Source organism: Sphingobium indicum B90A, from assembly GCF_000264945.2.
Classification (GTDB): Bacteria; Pseudomonadota; Alphaproteobacteria; order Sphingomonadales; family Sphingomonadaceae; genus Sphingobium; species Sphingobium indicum.
Genome location: NZ_CP013070.1, coordinates 745,171 through 759,584, shown reverse-complemented (window position 1 = coordinate 759,584; position 14,414 = coordinate 745,171). Strand labels below are relative to the sequence as shown.

At 60.8% G+C, this 14,414-nt stretch carries 12 protein-coding genes; 2 read left to right on the top strand and 10 right to left on the bottom strand.

What is annotated here, in order from left to right:
• Positions 1 to 84 precede the first annotated feature (84 nt).
• From SIDU_RS03775 to SIDU_RS03735, 10 genes are all read right to left on the bottom strand, one after another.
• Positions 85 to 303 (bottom strand): hypothetical protein, encoded by a 219-nt coding sequence (locus SIDU_RS03775; protein WP_007688244.1) that lies wholly within the window; start codon positions 301 to 303, stop codon positions 85 to 87.
• A 233-nt stretch (positions 304 to 536) separates the two neighbouring features.
• Positions 537 to 1,280, bottom strand: a complete 744-nt coding sequence (locus SIDU_RS19200; protein ID WP_148663242.1) for a PGN_0703 family putative restriction endonuclease — start codon at positions 1,278 to 1,280, stop codon at positions 537 to 539.
• Positions 1,281 to 1,338: 58 nt separating this feature from the next.
• Positions 1,339 to 2,412, bottom strand: a complete 1,074-nt coding sequence (locus tag SIDU_RS03770; protein WP_233431867.1) for a competence protein CoiA — start codon at positions 2,410 to 2,412, stop codon at positions 1,339 to 1,341.
• Between the two features lie 51 nt (positions 2,413 to 2,463).
• Positions 2,464 to 3,225: a GIY-YIG nuclease family protein gene (locus SIDU_RS03765; RefSeq protein ID WP_007688249.1), complete on the bottom strand. Its 762-nt coding sequence runs from the start codon at positions 3,223 to 3,225 to the stop codon at positions 2,464 to 2,466.
• Positions 3,222 to 3,998: an NYN domain-containing protein gene (locus tag SIDU_RS03760; RefSeq protein ID WP_007688251.1), complete on the bottom strand. Its 777-nt coding sequence runs from the start codon at positions 3,996 to 3,998 to the stop codon at positions 3,222 to 3,224. The genes SIDU_RS03765 and SIDU_RS03760 overlap by 4 nt, the downstream gene beginning before the upstream one ends.
• A 24-nt stretch (positions 3,999 to 4,022) precedes the next feature.
• Positions 4,023 to 4,712 (bottom strand): hypothetical protein, encoded by a 690-nt coding sequence (locus SIDU_RS03755; RefSeq protein ID WP_007688252.1) that lies wholly within the window; start codon positions 4,710 to 4,712, stop codon positions 4,023 to 4,025.
• 13 nt (positions 4,713 to 4,725) lie between these two features.
• Entirely contained in the window at positions 4,726 to 5,373 is a 648-nt protein-coding gene (locus SIDU_RS03750) for a hypothetical protein (RefSeq protein WP_007688253.1), read from the bottom strand.
• Positions 5,370 to 6,374, bottom strand: a complete 1,005-nt coding sequence (locus SIDU_RS03745) for a helix-turn-helix transcriptional regulator (protein WP_233431866.1) — start codon at positions 6,372 to 6,374, stop codon at positions 5,370 to 5,372. Before SIDU_RS03745 ends, SIDU_RS03750 begins: the two co-directional genes overlap by 4 nt.
• Before the next feature lie 8 nt (positions 6,375 to 6,382).
• Entirely contained in the window at positions 6,383 to 7,399 is a 1,017-nt protein-coding gene (locus SIDU_RS03740; protein ID WP_007688255.1) for a hypothetical protein, read from the bottom strand.
• Entirely contained in the window at positions 7,396 to 8,079 is a 684-nt protein-coding gene (locus tag SIDU_RS03735) for a hypothetical protein (protein WP_007688256.1), read from the bottom strand. The genes SIDU_RS03740 and SIDU_RS03735 overlap by 4 nt, the downstream gene beginning before the upstream one ends.
• 305 nt (positions 8,080 to 8,384) lie before the next feature.
• Here SIDU_RS03735 and SIDU_RS03730 point away from each other — a divergent pair, with 305 nt between their 5' ends.
• A complete protein-coding gene (locus SIDU_RS03730; protein WP_007688257.1) occupies positions 8,385 to 10,994 on the top strand; it encodes a PD-(D/E)XK nuclease family protein in 2,610 nt (869 codons plus the stop codon).
• Positions 10,991 to 14,389, top strand: coding sequence for a UvrD-helicase domain-containing protein (locus tag SIDU_RS03725; RefSeq protein ID WP_233431865.1), 3,399 nt, complete (start codon positions 10,991 to 10,993; stop codon positions 14,387 to 14,389). The genes SIDU_RS03730 and SIDU_RS03725 overlap by 4 nt, the downstream gene beginning before the upstream one ends.
• Positions 14,390 to 14,414: the final 25 nt, after the last annotated feature.

Here is a 14,414-nt window from a genome sequence, read left to right as displayed (position 1 = left end):
GTGGGTGGCTGATCCATTAGCGGAATGTGTCTGTCAAGCCGCGACCGAACCTCGCCTCCTCATGCGTCAATCGCAACTTCAACCTTACAGATTTGATCTTGCAGCATAAGCCGCGCATAGCTCGGCATAGGCTGCGTTGAGCGCCTTGAGATCAGCTCCCGAGTGGATCGAATCGCTTTCGTCGTCGGGATACCAACCCGGGACCTGGACCGTCTGGACGAGCGAGCCGAATGTCACAGCCTGCTCGCGCACGCCGCGCGTCAACCGCTTCCCGGTTTCGGGGTGAATACGGCTCTCGGTCATTGGCACGCCTCCGTGAACGGTGTCAGCACGATATCGATCAGCTTCTCGCCGGCGAAATTCAGATAATGCCACATACCATCGAACGGACTACGATGGCTCGTTCTTCGCCACCTGATAGATCATCATCCTGTACGCCACGGCACCACGCGGACAAACAGGTCGTACAGTCGCATGATGAGCAGCATCAGGTCGAACCAAGATCTTGGCACAAGGGGGCGACTCAGTTCGCCGATCTATGGCTGAAACTTCAAGCGCAGGGCCTGCGCATGAGCGCTTACCGCAGGTGTAGCCTCTGGCCCCACGAAACGCGCCAGCCACTCCGCCCAGCTCGTCGCAGCAAATCGAACACGCGCGCCGCGCACCGCGGCTGAGAAGCGATCGATTTCCGCGCGATGCTCTGAACAAGCAGAGGCAGGCACACGTTCAGGCTCGGCGTAGAGATACAGCAAGATCGGTGATCGGCTAACCCGTTTGGCTTCGGTCGAAAGCCCAAATGCGTGCTTCACGAGCTGCGCTGCATCAAGGTAGCGATAGGAGCGCGGATTTCCACGCAGAGAATCCCGAATGGCCAGCCAAGGCTCCATTGCCTCACCCCAAACATCTCGATCATAGGCCTGGGCAAGCACCGCCTGCTTCCTATCGCGGAATGGCTCGTATCGTTTGGACTCCACCCCGATGAGATGAGTTTCGGTCACAACGGCGGCATCAAGCCAGGGGTGACGACCGCCCTGCCAGGGAAAGCGCATCTTCCGTTCAATTTCCACCGAGGCAGGTGGCCATTCGATGTCATCAAGGCCGGGGAAAGCCGGAAGCAGGTTTGGTCTCTCGATGAACCAGCCAAATCCATTAGCCGCCAAGGCGGCACTGCTTTCGGGACTTGCGAATTTACCGGAGGCCAGTTCGTTACCACCCGCCCTATCCAATGACAGGCGGACCAGATCAGCTGGCACGCCTGGGAGAAACAGTTCACTCATCATCGCCTCATGTATCGGCCATACGCCAGAAGCGGTCGTAGCTTAGATCTACAAATGGTATTCACACGCGATCGAAGGGGGATATATCCCGGTTGGCAATCCTCTCCACATGCACGCCCCACCCCGGCTCGTCACCGAGGTCGATCGCCAATTGCCGCATCGCTTCATCGACAACGGTGCGGAACCTCGCCACGACATCCTGGTCGTTCCAGGCCTGATATTCGTAATGAGCGCCGATTAGAGCGCCACAGTGGGCGCATCCGTTGCTCAGGTAACGAGATCCAGCCTCCCGGCTGTTGCGGTGCATGATCCGGCCAAGCGATGCTTGTGCAGGGATCGCCTGCAAGGTCCGCCGCACGAGATCAGGATAACTGCCGAGATCGGAGATGCTCGCCGAAACCTTATGCGGACCAATGCTGATATCGAGTCCGGTGATGATCAGCGTCTCAGCCCCGCACTTCCAGCAATCCAAATTGCCGCACCGAACCTCAACGTCTGCCGGGGCGCCGAGCGGCAGGCCAAATTGATACTGCCGGCTCAAGGCAGCAGAAATGAACGACGAGAGTGGCAGAACCTGCTCGCCGGCGCCGGTCGGAACGAAGACATCGTAACCATCGATTGGGTTGCCGCTGATCCGTACAGCAGGAATGTCCTTAGATGCGTCGAAACGCGCCTGCCTGAAAAGCCAAAGACCGCGGACGCCGGACGAGGCGTAGCGGGACTGTCGGCGAGCCGTCTCCTCTTGGCTCTGCTTCGACCATTGCACCTCGATCGCGATGCGAACAGCCCCCTTGGTGAGCAGCACGTCGGCCCTCCATGGCTCATTCTCGCTGCTCAGCCCGTCGAATTCTGCCTCTGCACACCAACCATTGGCTCTCGCCGCCTCGACAATCACACGTTTCACTTGGCGATGGTCTTCGCTTTCCGGCGCGCTCGTGCAGGCGCCGCGAAACCTATGGACGAAATGCTGGGTGCCGAGCTTGGAACGCCGGAGTATTATCTCGGCCTGACAGCAAGGTGCGCGGAGATGCCGTTCGCGCGCATTTTGGGCGGCAAGCGATTGCCAGTCCTGTGGCGCAAATTCGAACGCATGAATGCTCTCGCCCGAATGAGTGTCGATAGATCGCAGTGCCATCTAAGCCCCCGGCGAAATCAGCGAGCGCATGCAAGAGCGGCACAAGGCATCTTATTCGAGCATTTCGTAAACATAGACAGTCGTCGAGCTGTTGCTGGGGCCAATTCGCCGAGTGAGGTTCACCCGACAAAGTTCAGCGATCTTTCTCCCGCTGAGTGCTTGGCAAACCGATGGAAACGCGTTGCGCAGCCCTAGTGCATCGTGAATTTCCCGTGCTGAGATTTCGACAATGGACCGACCTGCATCCCGGGCCGGATCGAAGAACCGGCTCTCGGCATATTCGCGAATGCGGTCGGCGGTTGTCGTTCTTTGGTTGGGAACTGCGGATCCTGAGGGGCAGGCACTTTCGGCCGAACTGGTCGGTGGGCGTCCCGTCAATGCCGAAGACATCTGCGTTGGAATCGTCCCTCGCCGATTCCAGGGCAATCGGAAGCTGCGAATGATCGCTGCTTCGAGACCCTCGGCGCCGGACACTTTCCACCCATTCCATTCGAGGTCGGGTGGGTTCGCCACATAGACATCGACGATGCTGCCGACTGCGAGCTCGTCGCGGAGAGCCGCGTTCAGGCGAATATTGGTTCGCTGGCTAATGCCAGGGCGGCTGTACATATAAAGCCGCTGCGCGAGGCTTCTTGACGCGACGCCGACATACCGCGCTCTTCCGGCCTGCACGAAAATGTAGACGCCGGGATGCTTCGGCGCATTGCCCGCGAAAATCAGCATCCCATCGGCGTTCAAGTCCCACCTACCAGCGTGGACGAAGCCGCCATCAGCGATCGTGGAAAGGAAGAGGTCGGGTAGCTCTTCAGTCATGCAGGTTTAGACTGCTTTGCCTTGGCCGGCTTCGCCTTGGCATTCGGGAGCACGCGAATCTGGAGGTGGCCGGCGTCGGTCCTGCGCGACTCAAACCCCCCGGCCTTTTCAACCAGATCGCTGAGTTTGCTTTGGCCATACGTTCTTGGGTCGAAATCAGACGCGAGCGCAGCCAAGCGCTGGCCAACCCGTCCGAGGGGAACCCAACCTGCCTCATCGTCCAACTGCGAGATTGCGGTCCGAATCAATGGTGCTGCAGAAGTCGGCGGCCTTTTGACATTCGCGGGGCGCGTATCAGGCCGTTCTGGCTCGTCCGGCGTTGGTGCCTCCGGCAACAGGTTTTCGGAATAGATGAACCTGTGGCACGCTTGGCGAAAACTTTCCGGGGTCTTCTGTTCCCCGAATCCATAGACATCAACGCCTTGCTCGCGAATGCGCGATGCCAGACCGGTGAAGTCGCTGTCGGAAGAAACGAGACAAAAGCCATCGAACCTGCCGGTGTGCAGCAGATCCATCGCGTCAATGACCAAGGCTATGTCCGAGGCATTTTTGCCGCTGGTGTACGCAAAGTTCTGGTGCGCCTTGATGGCATGTGGCGCGAGAACGTCGGCCCAGGATTTCAGCCTGGTTCCGGAAAAGTCGCCGTAAATGCGCCGTACGCTCGCTTCGCCGATTTTCGCAATCTCTTCAAAGAGACGGGGTGCGATTCGCGAAGAGGCGTTATCCGCATCAATCAACACGGCAAGTCTGGGGGCACGTGGTTCAGTAGCCATTTACGCACCATGCCTCATTTTGCATTAATCAGCAGATAAAACTGAACCTGAGCCGGCCTGTGTCCTGAAGTCCTGGAGGCGTCTGCTTACGATCTCTTTGTCGTTGGTATGCCTGAGCAGGCGCTTGGCGCTATCATGGGGAAATTCATCCACCTCAAGAACGACTAGCCTATAGCCATGCTTCGGCAGCAAATCGGCCCGACGTTCATCATATCGTCGGCGCTGCTCGCCTCGAGGCACGCCGGAAACCGTCGGCTTGTCGTCGAAAAATCCCACGCGCTCGCGGTGCTGGCGCTCATGATATTCCACGACGAGGCTGAGAGCCGGGTAAAAGCCGTCGACAGGCAAAGGCTTCCGGTAACCACGCCGATCAGGATCTCCGGTGAGAAACGGAAAGCAATGCTGGCGGACGGCCTTCAGTCCGAGAACTGCATCGCAGAGATCGAGCACATAATGCTCGTCGCGGATTGCTGTCCGAGAAACGTCTTGCGCCGCCTTTGGCATCGACCGGAGGGGGGCGCCTCCTCCGCCCAGCCGAGCCATGACCCTTTCCATGTCATGGTGCTGATCGCTTCCTCTCTCGACCTCCCAACGCCCGTTGTGCGGATGCCAGCCGAGGCCCGCAGCTCTAAGAGCTGCGCGAAAGCGCTTGGGATCGATTCCGCTCGCGATGGCCATATCGACGGCGGTGATCAGCTGGCCTGGAATCGTCATGCCCGGTGCCCCTTCACGCAAATCCGCGGACCATTGCTGCCTCGATACCAGCCCAATCCTGCTCGTGTGATCCGGAATTGTTCGGCATGCCCACCTTGGTCAAACAGCCCTTAGGATAGGTATAGCTGTCGATCCGTCGCTCCGGCTCCTCGCACCAGGCAATGTTCACGGCCCAAAACTTCGGGAAGAAATAGAGGCTCGAATAGGGCAGGTGATCGTGGATCCACCAAGCAAGTTTGCGCCAATCCCCCTCTGCCTGGAATGCGTCCCAAAAAGCTGGAACGACGACGCACGCCGTGGCGCCCATCCGGCCTTTGGCATCGCGTCGATCCCAAATGTGCCCGGCAAAATTGGCTTCGTTGGAAGCACAATTGTACCCGCTCTTCCCTGCCGCCTGCATCTCGTTGCCCAACCCGTTCACTTCGCACGAGCGAAACGCGGAACGTATGGCGATGCGGCCAAACCTATCCTGCAACGGCTCGAGCAGTTCCTCGCAAAGCCTGCTTCCCGCGGTGATCGCCAGATCAGGGTCGTCGGGCACGTTGCTCAGGCCATGTACCGCTGCAATGTCGGAGAACAGGAAATCACGCATGAAGAACGACTTCGACAACCGAACGCGGCCAAAATCAGCGAGCGCAGAAACAGAATCGGGTTTTCTCATGTCCCTGCCCTAACGTCGTGCTGCGTCAAAAACGGTCGCAGGCATGCGCTGGCCGCCTCCAGTCGCTCCCGCATAACCGCTTGGAGCGCGTCGGGGCCTTCGATCACAACCTCCCCGCCCCATGTAAAAAGATGCTCGGCAATTTCTCGGAGGCCGCCAGCCCTGAACCTTACGGTTAGGCCCTCAGCCGTTTCTTCCAGCTCCTGAGCGGGATGGAAGCGCCATTGCCGTGCGCGTTCGACGGAGGATGGGAGCACGCGCAACACGACTGCGTGATCTTCCTCCCGCCAGATGCCAAAGCTTTGTGACAGCCACCGGTCGAGGTCCCAGTTTTCCGGAGGCAGTCCCGACGTGTTGGCCGCACGCACGTTTTTCATCCGATCCAGACGGAAGGGCACAGGGTCGGCATCTCGATCGGGCATTTTGCCGATCAAGTACGTGATTGGACCATGCACAAGGCCAAAGGGTATCACGCGGCGCCATCGTGAGATATCAGCCCCGTCAGCGCGATAATCGAATTCCACACATTGCCCTGCCATGATAGCGCCCTGGATAGCGGCCAGATTTTCAGGGTCGGCGACGACGGCCGGCCCGGCGGGAACCCTGCTGCGCTGAAGGCGGACCAAGGCTTCCAGATCCGGATCGACCCTTCGCTTTTCGCGATCATCCAATGCAGCTTTTGTCTTATCGAGCAGGCTGGAAAGCAGCGCTGCCTGAGGTGCCATCTCGCGATTGCGAGCGTCGGCTTCAGCCTGGAGTGCCGCGATCTCGGCAGCCGTGGGACGCGTGTACACCCGCCGCAGCGCGTCTTGAATGCGAAACCGTTTGGTTCGTCCATCGCTGTCCTCAACGACATCGAAATGAAGAGCGATGACGTCGCGCAGGCGCTCGGCGGTTCGCCTGGTAACCCCGAGCCCGGCAGCCATCTCGTCCAGGGTCAGGCCTTCGCCGCTGTCGCACAGCATATGAACGAGCTTCAGCGTGCGATCGAGCTTGGCCATCCTCTGGGTCACGGCGTTTCCCCTTGCAGTTCGAAGGGCCCAACCGGCAGGAATAGCAGAGGGCTGCTGTCCTCGGATCGCGAGGCTTCCAGCCAGTCGCGTCCGGAGATCTCCTGCCTTGCCAATTCTTCCAGCGTCTCCGCGCTGGCGGCCGCGGCGAGTTCGCGTTCGCGCGCTGATTTAACGATGGTGCGAAAGTCTTCGGTTCGCTGATCCATTCGCTCTTGCCACTGCGGCGTTGCCGCCAGGTCATTGTCTGGCGAAGCTGCGAGAACCAACCGGCCAAGGCGCACGGGCTCGCCAAGCGCCAGAAGCGTGTGGGTACGAGCCGTAGCGGCCTGACGCGCCATGTCATCCTGGCCTGCGGCCAACCTCGCGGTAATGCGCAGTCCCGAAGCCAATGCATAGGCATCCACGAAGGGTTCGCCACAAAGACGATCACTGGCATCGTCAAGGTCACGGGCACGGCGTTCGAAGCTGTCTGCGAGGAAATGGGAATCGCGGGCAATAGCCGTCCATTCGGTGTGGGTGGCGGATGGAAGCCATGCTTCCTCGACCTGGTCGGCCAGAGTGCGAAGGCGTGTAAAATCTTCCGCAATTCGCTCGGTTCGCAAACCCTCAATCCCTCGTGCAATCGCTGCTAGTCCGGGAAGGATGGCATCGACCTTCTGCTCAACGCGCGCGATCCGGCGGGCAAGCAGGGCGGTTCCCGCAATCGACACCCCAATCGATATGCCGCTCAATGCGAGGTTGGCTACCTGGAGCGACTGGACCACCGCGACCGCGGCTTTGATCTGTTCGTTCTGGACGACGCTCACGGCCTCGAGCGCCAACTGGGGCAACCCCAGGGGGCCGGAACTCAGCAACGAAGAGAGCGCCGAGGTCTCTTGCAAATGCCCGACGATCCTTCCCGAGGTGACGGACTGGATGATGGAGCCCGAGACGCGGTATTCGCCCGAGGCAACGCCGGTCAGAAGGTGACCGGGAATCTCGCGCAGCAGCGTGTTCGCAAGCGAGCCAATCATAGGGACTTCGCCCGCTTGGCGGCTCGGTTAAATTCGGTCGCGAGTTGCTGCAGGATTGCAGGAGACTGTTCGCTTCCGTCGATCAGCGAGGCGACGATGAAACCTCGCACCCGTTTTCGCAGACGGACCAACGTGCGATCGCGTATCTTAGCTGTGTTGAACACGCCGGTAGCAAGACCCAATCCGGCAAGGGCACCGCCACCCAGCACCACCGGCCAACTTATAGCTGTGGTGGTCACCAGCCCGAGCCAGGCCGTCGTGGTCGTCACCGCTGCGAATGGAAGGGCAGCAGCGGTAGCCGCCCCCGCGGCCAACGGAACCGCGGCTGCGGCGACATCCCTTGCCCCCTCGAAGACACCTTCCGGTTCCTCCGCATGCTCTGGCCCCCGCACCCAAACGGCCTGCTCCTCAACCAGTTCAAGGAGAGCCGCGTTTGCCTCGTCGAGGATCTCGATGGCGACGGGTTCCGCCACGGATCGCACCATTGGCGCGATACGCTCTTGGATGAAGGTGGCCTGGCTGAACAACCCGTCTTTCAGGCCGACCTTGGCGATCTCATCTTCGGCAGACACGATCAGATCCGCCGCAACCTGATTGAGCGTTCTCGCAGCGACGAGGGTGTAATCGGACGCCCATTCGTCGATCTTTTGTCCGGCAAAGATCCGGTTGAACAATCCCATGAATACCCCCGCCGCCCCTCGGCCGAATCCGGACTTCCGGTCGGACCTTGGAGACAGTCTCCACGACAGAACCGGTCGCAGCAAGCTTGAATCTGATCAAAATGCCGTTCGGGCACCTTGCATCCGATCATCAAAAGGCTTGTATGAGCGGTACTCGTAGGGGGCTGCCAATAATCACAAGATTCACGATTCTGCGCGCCAAGTCGGCGTAGCAAGATCATTTAGTTTGCTGACTGCTTGTCAGAAGGAAATCGATTGTGAATGCTGCTTGTCGCTCAACTATTGTGTGCCACGGAAGACATGCCATGCGCTGCGAGCGGCTGCATGCTGCACGCTATCGGCATCATGGCACCCAGATCATGTCCTTCGAGCAGGCAGCGGTGCGGTTGGCCGGAGGCTTCATCAAGCCGATTGACGACGAAACGCTTCGTTCGACGTTGCAGTCAGTGCTTCCCAATACGCCGCTCGGTGAGTTGGAAAACATCAAATCACTCCCCGGTATGGTCAACGCTGCGGCCGACACTCTTCACAAGGTTTGGCGGGCTGGGATCGACCTCTCCGCAGGCGCAGGAGGCCATCCCAGGCTAGAGGCGCTGGCCCACCTCGAAGCTGCTGTTCTGGCCGAACTTCCCGCGGGAATGCTCAGGCCGATGGATATCGTCGCCTGCGCGCGGAGCCGGATTCATCATTCTCAGAAGGTGCTCGGCGCCCTGACCGTTGAGGGATTGACCGAGCTATCGCCGTGCTGGCGCCCATTGCTGATCGAGCTCGCGACCGAGATTCCGGTGACGTGGAGTGCCGGGCCGCGCCGGATTCCGGCCTGGTTGGTGGGATCCGCGATAAAGGTAGTCGAAGCTGCGGCCCAGCATCCCGAGGTCAGCGTCGCAAGCGCCGCCTCGGGTCTCCACGAGGCTATCGAGGCGTTGCGCTGGGTACGATCCCTTCTGGCATCCGGCGATGTCGCCCCGCACGAAATCGCAATCGCAGCGGCGTCGACTGCCGAATATGACGATCATTTCCTGGCGCTGCGGTCCGATGCGAACATCGACCTGCACTTTGTCCATGGCGTTCGGACAGTCACGACCCGCGATGGTCAGGCCGCTGCGGCATTGGCCGACATTCTCGTTCGCGGCCTGTCGCAGACCCGTATCCGCCGCCTCGCCGCACTCTGCTCGGATGGCCCCGCACTTTCAGTCCTGCCGGAAGGGTGGCTGCGCGTCTTGCCAACCGATGCACCGATGGCGACGTCAGCTGCGTGGAACCGGCTGTTGTCGGGTCTCGAAGCCGAAGATTGGCCGGATGGAAGCGACCATTCACCCGCTCTGAAGTTCGCGATCGAACTGCTCGCGAAAGGACCCGACGCTGCCGATGAAATCGGCCCGGCCTTTCTTTCAGGCCGCGCGCTCGCGATTTGGCGCAAGGCACTCATGGCCGGCCCGGCCGCATCGATCGACACTTCGCTGGAAAACCTGAAGCAGGATGACGGCCTCGACTCCTGCGTCTCGGTTACGTGGATGCCAGCAAGTGCCCTTGCCGCCTCACCGCGCCGGTTTGTCCGGCTGATTGGCCTGAATTCCTCGCGTTGGCCGCGTGGCATTTCTGAAGACCGCTTGATCCCCGATCACATCATCCCAACCCATGTGCTCGATCCACTTCCGATCAACCAGGCGGATAGGCGCGATTTCGAGACTATTATGGCGACGACATCTGGCCAGCTCGTACTTTCTCGTGCCCGCCGCGACAGCGACGGCCGGCTCCTCGGACGTAGTCCGCTGCTCTCCGGACTTGGCACCGAGATGTATCTTCGTCGCAATGCGGTTCCGCTTCATGCTTTCAGCGAAACCGATCGGTTGATGGCCAGAACGGAAGAGTTTCGCGGCTATCCCCAAGCGGTCAGCGCCTTGGCCTGCTGGCGGGATTGGAAGCGGGAGGAGATTACCGCTCACGATGGCAAGGTGAGGCCAGACCATCCCCTGATCCAGGCCGTTCTCGATCGCACGCAGTCAGCCAGTTCGCTGCGACGCCTGCTCCGCAACCCTCTCGGCTTTGTCTGGGTTTATGGACTCCACTGGAGCGCCCCTGACGCCGGGGCCGAACCGTTGGTGCTCGATCCGCTGGAAATGGGCGACCTTGTCCACATGGTGCTCGACATCGCCCTCCAGAGCATCGAGGCCGCCGGCGGGCTCGGCAGCGCAACGGCGCAAGTTGTCGACGAATTGGTCGAAAATGCCGCAGCCCGAGTGGCGGCCGATTGGGAAAGTGAACGTCCGGTGCCGCCGGCGATCATCTGGACGCGCACGCTCTCAGACGCTCGAATGACGGCAAGCAATGCCCTGACCTATGGCAATCAGGAACTGGTGGGAGCGCAAAGTTTTGCCGAGGTGCCGTTCGGTGGTTCTACTGCCAAATCGGACGGGGCCATTCCCTGGGATCCGAGCACCAGGGTCGAAATTCCCGGCGCAGGCTTTGCTATCAAGGGGTACATCGACCGCCTCGACATTCTTGACGATGGCAAGCGCGCCATTGTGCGAGACTATAAGACCGGACGCGCTCCACGGTCGGCCATTCGCCTCAACGGGGGCAAGGAGCTTCAACGCTGTCTCTATGGCTTCGCAGTGAAATCCTTGCTCGGCGAGGATGTGAGCATAACCGCGTCGCTGTTGTATCCTCGGGAGAACCTGGACCTCCAGCTCGACGATCCCGACGCCGTCCTGTCCGAGGTCACCGGCTACCTCGTTGCTGCCCGGTCGAACCTGCAATCCGGGCTGGCGATCCCCGGCCCCGATACCGGCGATGATTACGACGATCTCGCCTTCGCGTTGCCCGCAAACGCCGGCCCAACCTACTGCAAACGCAAGCGTCCAATCGCGGCAGCAATGCTCGGCGATGCGGCTCAGGTGTGGGAGGCGGAATGATGACGACCATGTCTGCGCAACTGAAGGACGACGGTGCCCGCTTCGATGCAATTGGTCGGCATACCCGCTCGATCCTTGTCGAGGCCGGCGCTGGCTCGGGAAAAACCGCGGTAATGGCGGGGCGTATCGCCGTAATGCTCGCGGAGGGAACCTCTCCGCGCGCCATCGCTGCGGTGACATTTACCGAACTGGCGGCAAGCGAATTGGTGTCGCGGGTCAGGGAGTTTGTCGCCGAGTTGAGCGAAGGCCGGATCGCGCCAGAGCTGAAAGTCGCGCTTCCCGATGGCCTCAGCGATACCCAGCGCAGCAATCTCGTCACCGCGAGCGCGGCGATCGACGAAGTCACCTGCTCGACGATTCACGGCTTCTGCCAGCGCCTCATCAAGCCCTACCCGGCTGAGGCAGATATCGATCCTGGCGCGACGGTCATGGATCGGAACCTGGCTGATCTTGCCTTTCTCGAAATCGTCGATGGCTGGCTGCGAGAGCGGCTATCCGGCGAACACGGCGGCATCATTGCCGAAATGGTGCTCTACAATCCTAAGGCTACGGTCGAGCTGCTCCACAAAATCGCGGCCAATTTGCGCAGCAGGCGAACGCTCAAGGCGCCTTCACCCTCCCCGTTCGCTCAGCGCATGGCGGATTTCCAACAGGCGGCCACGGCTTTGGGCGACTTCATCGACAATGCTTCGGCCCACGAATCCGAGACAGCCAGCTATGCGGCAGGCTTCGCACAGATGGCAGAGGCAGTAGCTGCAGTCGCCGAACCCCAATCACCCGCGGGCCTTGTCCAGTTGCTCGTTGCGCGCGCCCATCCGGACGTATGCACCAAGACCGGTGGATTTGCCGCCTATCGCAAGAAGGGCAAGTGGGTCGAAGCGGCGAAGCAGGCCGGTTTATCCAAAGCCGATGGTGAGCAGCTCAACGTCGCCGCCGACGATCTCTACGTGAAATGCTGCGCGACGTGGGCTGCGATGCAGCAGGCGATTGCCGGCCACGTTCTGGCTGCGCTTGTCTCCGAAGCCGCTCCAATCCTCGAGCGTTACCGCGACTACAAGCGTTCCAGCGCACAGCTCGATTTCGACGATCTGATCTATGCCGCGCGCGACCTGTTGCGCAGGCATGAGGCCGTACGCCAGGCGCTTGGCAAGCGTTTTGCCCACGTCCTCGTCGATGAGTTCCAGGACACCGATCCGCTCCAGACCGAGATCTTCTGGCGGTTATGCGGTGATCCGCAGCAAGAAGGCGACGATTGGGCGGATTTCCGAATCCGCCCCGGCGCGCTGTTTCTCGTGGGTGATCCGAAGCAAGCGATCTACCGCTTTCGCGGCGCCGACGTCGGCGCTTATGTACAGGCTCGCAACGCGTTCATCGCGCACAGTCAGGAAAGCTTGCTCTCCATCTCGACCAACTTCCGGTCGTGCGCCTCGATTCTGACCTTCGTCAACGAGCGCTTCGAAGCCGTACTCTCTGCCGATGGTCAGCCGGGCTTCACAGCCCTCGATGCCTTCCACTCCGATCCCGCCGAAGGCGTGTGTGTAGCCGCCCTCGACGTCGCAGTTGCCGGCGAGGATGGCAAAGCGAAAGTGGAGCAGCAACGGGACGGTGAGGCCGAAGCTGTTGCCGACCTCTGCGCTCGGCTGATCGGCGGGCACGAAATTGCCGATCGCCGGTCCGGCACTCCGCGCCTCTGCCAACCGGGCGACATCGCGTTGCTCGCGCCGACAGGCTCCGAACTATGGCGATACGAAGAAGCTTTGGAACGGCGCGGCATCCCGGTTGCGACCCAAGCCGGCAAAGGACTCTTCCGCCGTCAGGAAATCCAGGATTTGATCGCGGTCACGCGTGTCCTTGCTGATCGTCGCGACACATTGGCGCTGGGCGCCCTGCTTCGGGGGCCGTTGGTCGGCCTTACAGATGAAGAATTGCTCGATATTGTGTGGGCGCTCCCGCGCAATGAGAGCGAGCCCGACCGTATCCCGCGCCTGAGCCTGTCAGTCGATGCTGACGCCATCACACACGATCTGGCTCGGGCGGTGCTGGTCAAACTTCAGGCTCTTGCGCGGCGCGCAAACAGCACCACGCCGCATGAACTTCTGTCGCAGGCGATTGATGTCTTGCGCATCAGGCCCATTCTGGTCGAGCGTCATCGCGGTCAGGCGGAGCGCGCGCTCGCCAATGTTGACCTCTACCTCAATCTTGCGACCGCCTATGCGGTGCGCGGCCTGCGGTCATTTTCCGAGGCGATGACGAGGGCGTGGGAGGATGAGGCCCGAGCAGTCGAAGGTCGTCCCGACTCGCAAGAGGAAGCCATCTCGCTCTTCACGATGCACGCGGCGAAGGGCCTGGAATGGCCTGTCGTCATTCCGATCAACACCATGACCGGGGTCATGGGTCCCGACAGCGCGGTGACAGATCGCCAGTCGAACACATTCTATTGCCCAATCTTCGGCGTGCCGCCCGAGGGCCACGAAGCGGCAATCGAGGCGGAAAAGCTCGAGCTGGATCGGGAACGGATACGTCTGTGGTACGTGGCGGCAACGCGGGCGCGCCAATTGCTGATTCTTCCTCGCCTCAATGTCTCGCCATCGAAGTCGGCATGGATAAGCTTGCTCGACCTTTCGCTGGCCGAGCTTCCAGCCATCGATCCTGGCGAACTGCCAGAGCGCGTGCCATCGCCAGCAGGGGAAGCGGGCAATGCTCAGACGCGAGAGATATTTGCGGCGGAAGCTGAAGAAATCCTGCAACGGCAGGTCCAACTTACATGGCTCGCCCCAAGCCGCAGCGAAGAATCTTCCGGCCCCGTCATCGTCTCGGAGGAACCAGATCTCTGGACCGATTCTGACGACCAGCAGCCTCAGAAGCTCGCGCCGCAGCTCGCCATTCAAGGAAGCCGCGAGCGGGGCCTGATCCTCCACAAGCTGATGGAAGAGGTTCTGACGGGTGAGACTTTCGACAACCTTGGCTCGCTGACCGAGCGAGCGGAGGAGTTGATCGTTCAGTTCGGCCGAACTGCGGTTAGCGATGCTGCGACGGGCCTATCCGCCGAGGAGCTGGCGAGTTGCATCGACAAGACACTCAAACTTGATCCGATTGCGGCAGTACGCGGCGAGCTGATAGCCGAATTCCCGGTGTTTGCGAGTCACACCACGGACGGGCATGAATATGCGACGTCCGGAATTGCTGACGCCCTCACCCTGACGCCCGAGGGCAAGCCGGGTACGATTGTGGATTGGAAGAGCGATGTAGCGCCCGATGCCGCGTCGCTCGAGCACTACAAAGGTCAGGTACAGGCCTATCTCGACATGACTGGTGCCGAACGGGGCATGATCGTCCTGATGACCAAGGGGGAGATCATCGAGGTCTCACCATCCAGCGTCGGAGCGTCGCCGTGAACAGGTGGAGGATCTGACCTCTCTG

Excerpts from the sequence above, each read along its gene's own strand:
- SIDU_RS03730 (WP_007688257.1), top strand. The coding sequence starts at position 8,385 with ATGCGCTGCGAGCGGCTGCATGCTGCACGCTATCGGCATCATGGCACC.
- SIDU_RS03755 (WP_007688252.1), bottom strand. The coding sequence starts at position 4,712 with ATGACGATTCCAGGCCAGCTGATCACCGCCGTCGATATGGCCATCGCG.
- SIDU_RS03745 (WP_233431866.1), bottom strand. The coding sequence starts at position 6,374 with ATGGCCAAGCTCGATCGCACGCTGAAGCTCGTTCATATGCTGTGCGAC.
- SIDU_RS03725 (WP_233431865.1), top strand. The coding sequence starts at position 10,991 with ATGATGACGACCATGTCTGCGCAACTGAAGGACGACGGTGCCCGCTTC.
- SIDU_RS03750 (WP_007688253.1), bottom strand. The coding sequence starts at position 5,373 with ATGAGAAAACCCGATTCTGTTTCTGCGCTCGCTGATTTTGGCCGCGTT.
- SIDU_RS03735 (WP_007688256.1), bottom strand. The coding sequence starts at position 8,079 with ATGGGATTGTTCAACCGGATCTTTGCCGGACAAAAGATCGACGAATGG.
- SIDU_RS03760 (WP_007688251.1), bottom strand. The coding sequence starts at position 3,998 with ATGGCTACTGAACCACGTGCCCCCAGACTTGCCGTGTTGATTGATGCG.
- SIDU_RS03775 (WP_007688244.1), bottom strand. The coding sequence starts at position 303 with ATGACCGAGAGCCGTATTCACCCCGAAACCGGGAAGCGGTTGACGCGC.
- SIDU_RS03765 (WP_007688249.1), bottom strand. The coding sequence starts at position 3,225 with ATGACTGAAGAGCTACCCGACCTCTTCCTTTCCACGATCGCTGATGGC.
- SIDU_RS19200 (WP_148663242.1), bottom strand. The coding sequence starts at position 1,280 with ATGATGAGTGAACTGTTTCTCCCAGGCGTGCCAGCTGATCTGGTCCGC.
- SIDU_RS03770 (WP_233431867.1), bottom strand. The coding sequence starts at position 2,412 with ATGGCACTGCGATCTATCGACACTCATTCGGGCGAGAGCATTCATGCG.
- SIDU_RS03740 (WP_007688255.1), bottom strand. The coding sequence starts at position 7,399 with ATGATTGGCTCGCTTGCGAACACGCTGCTGCGCGAGATTCCCGGTCAC.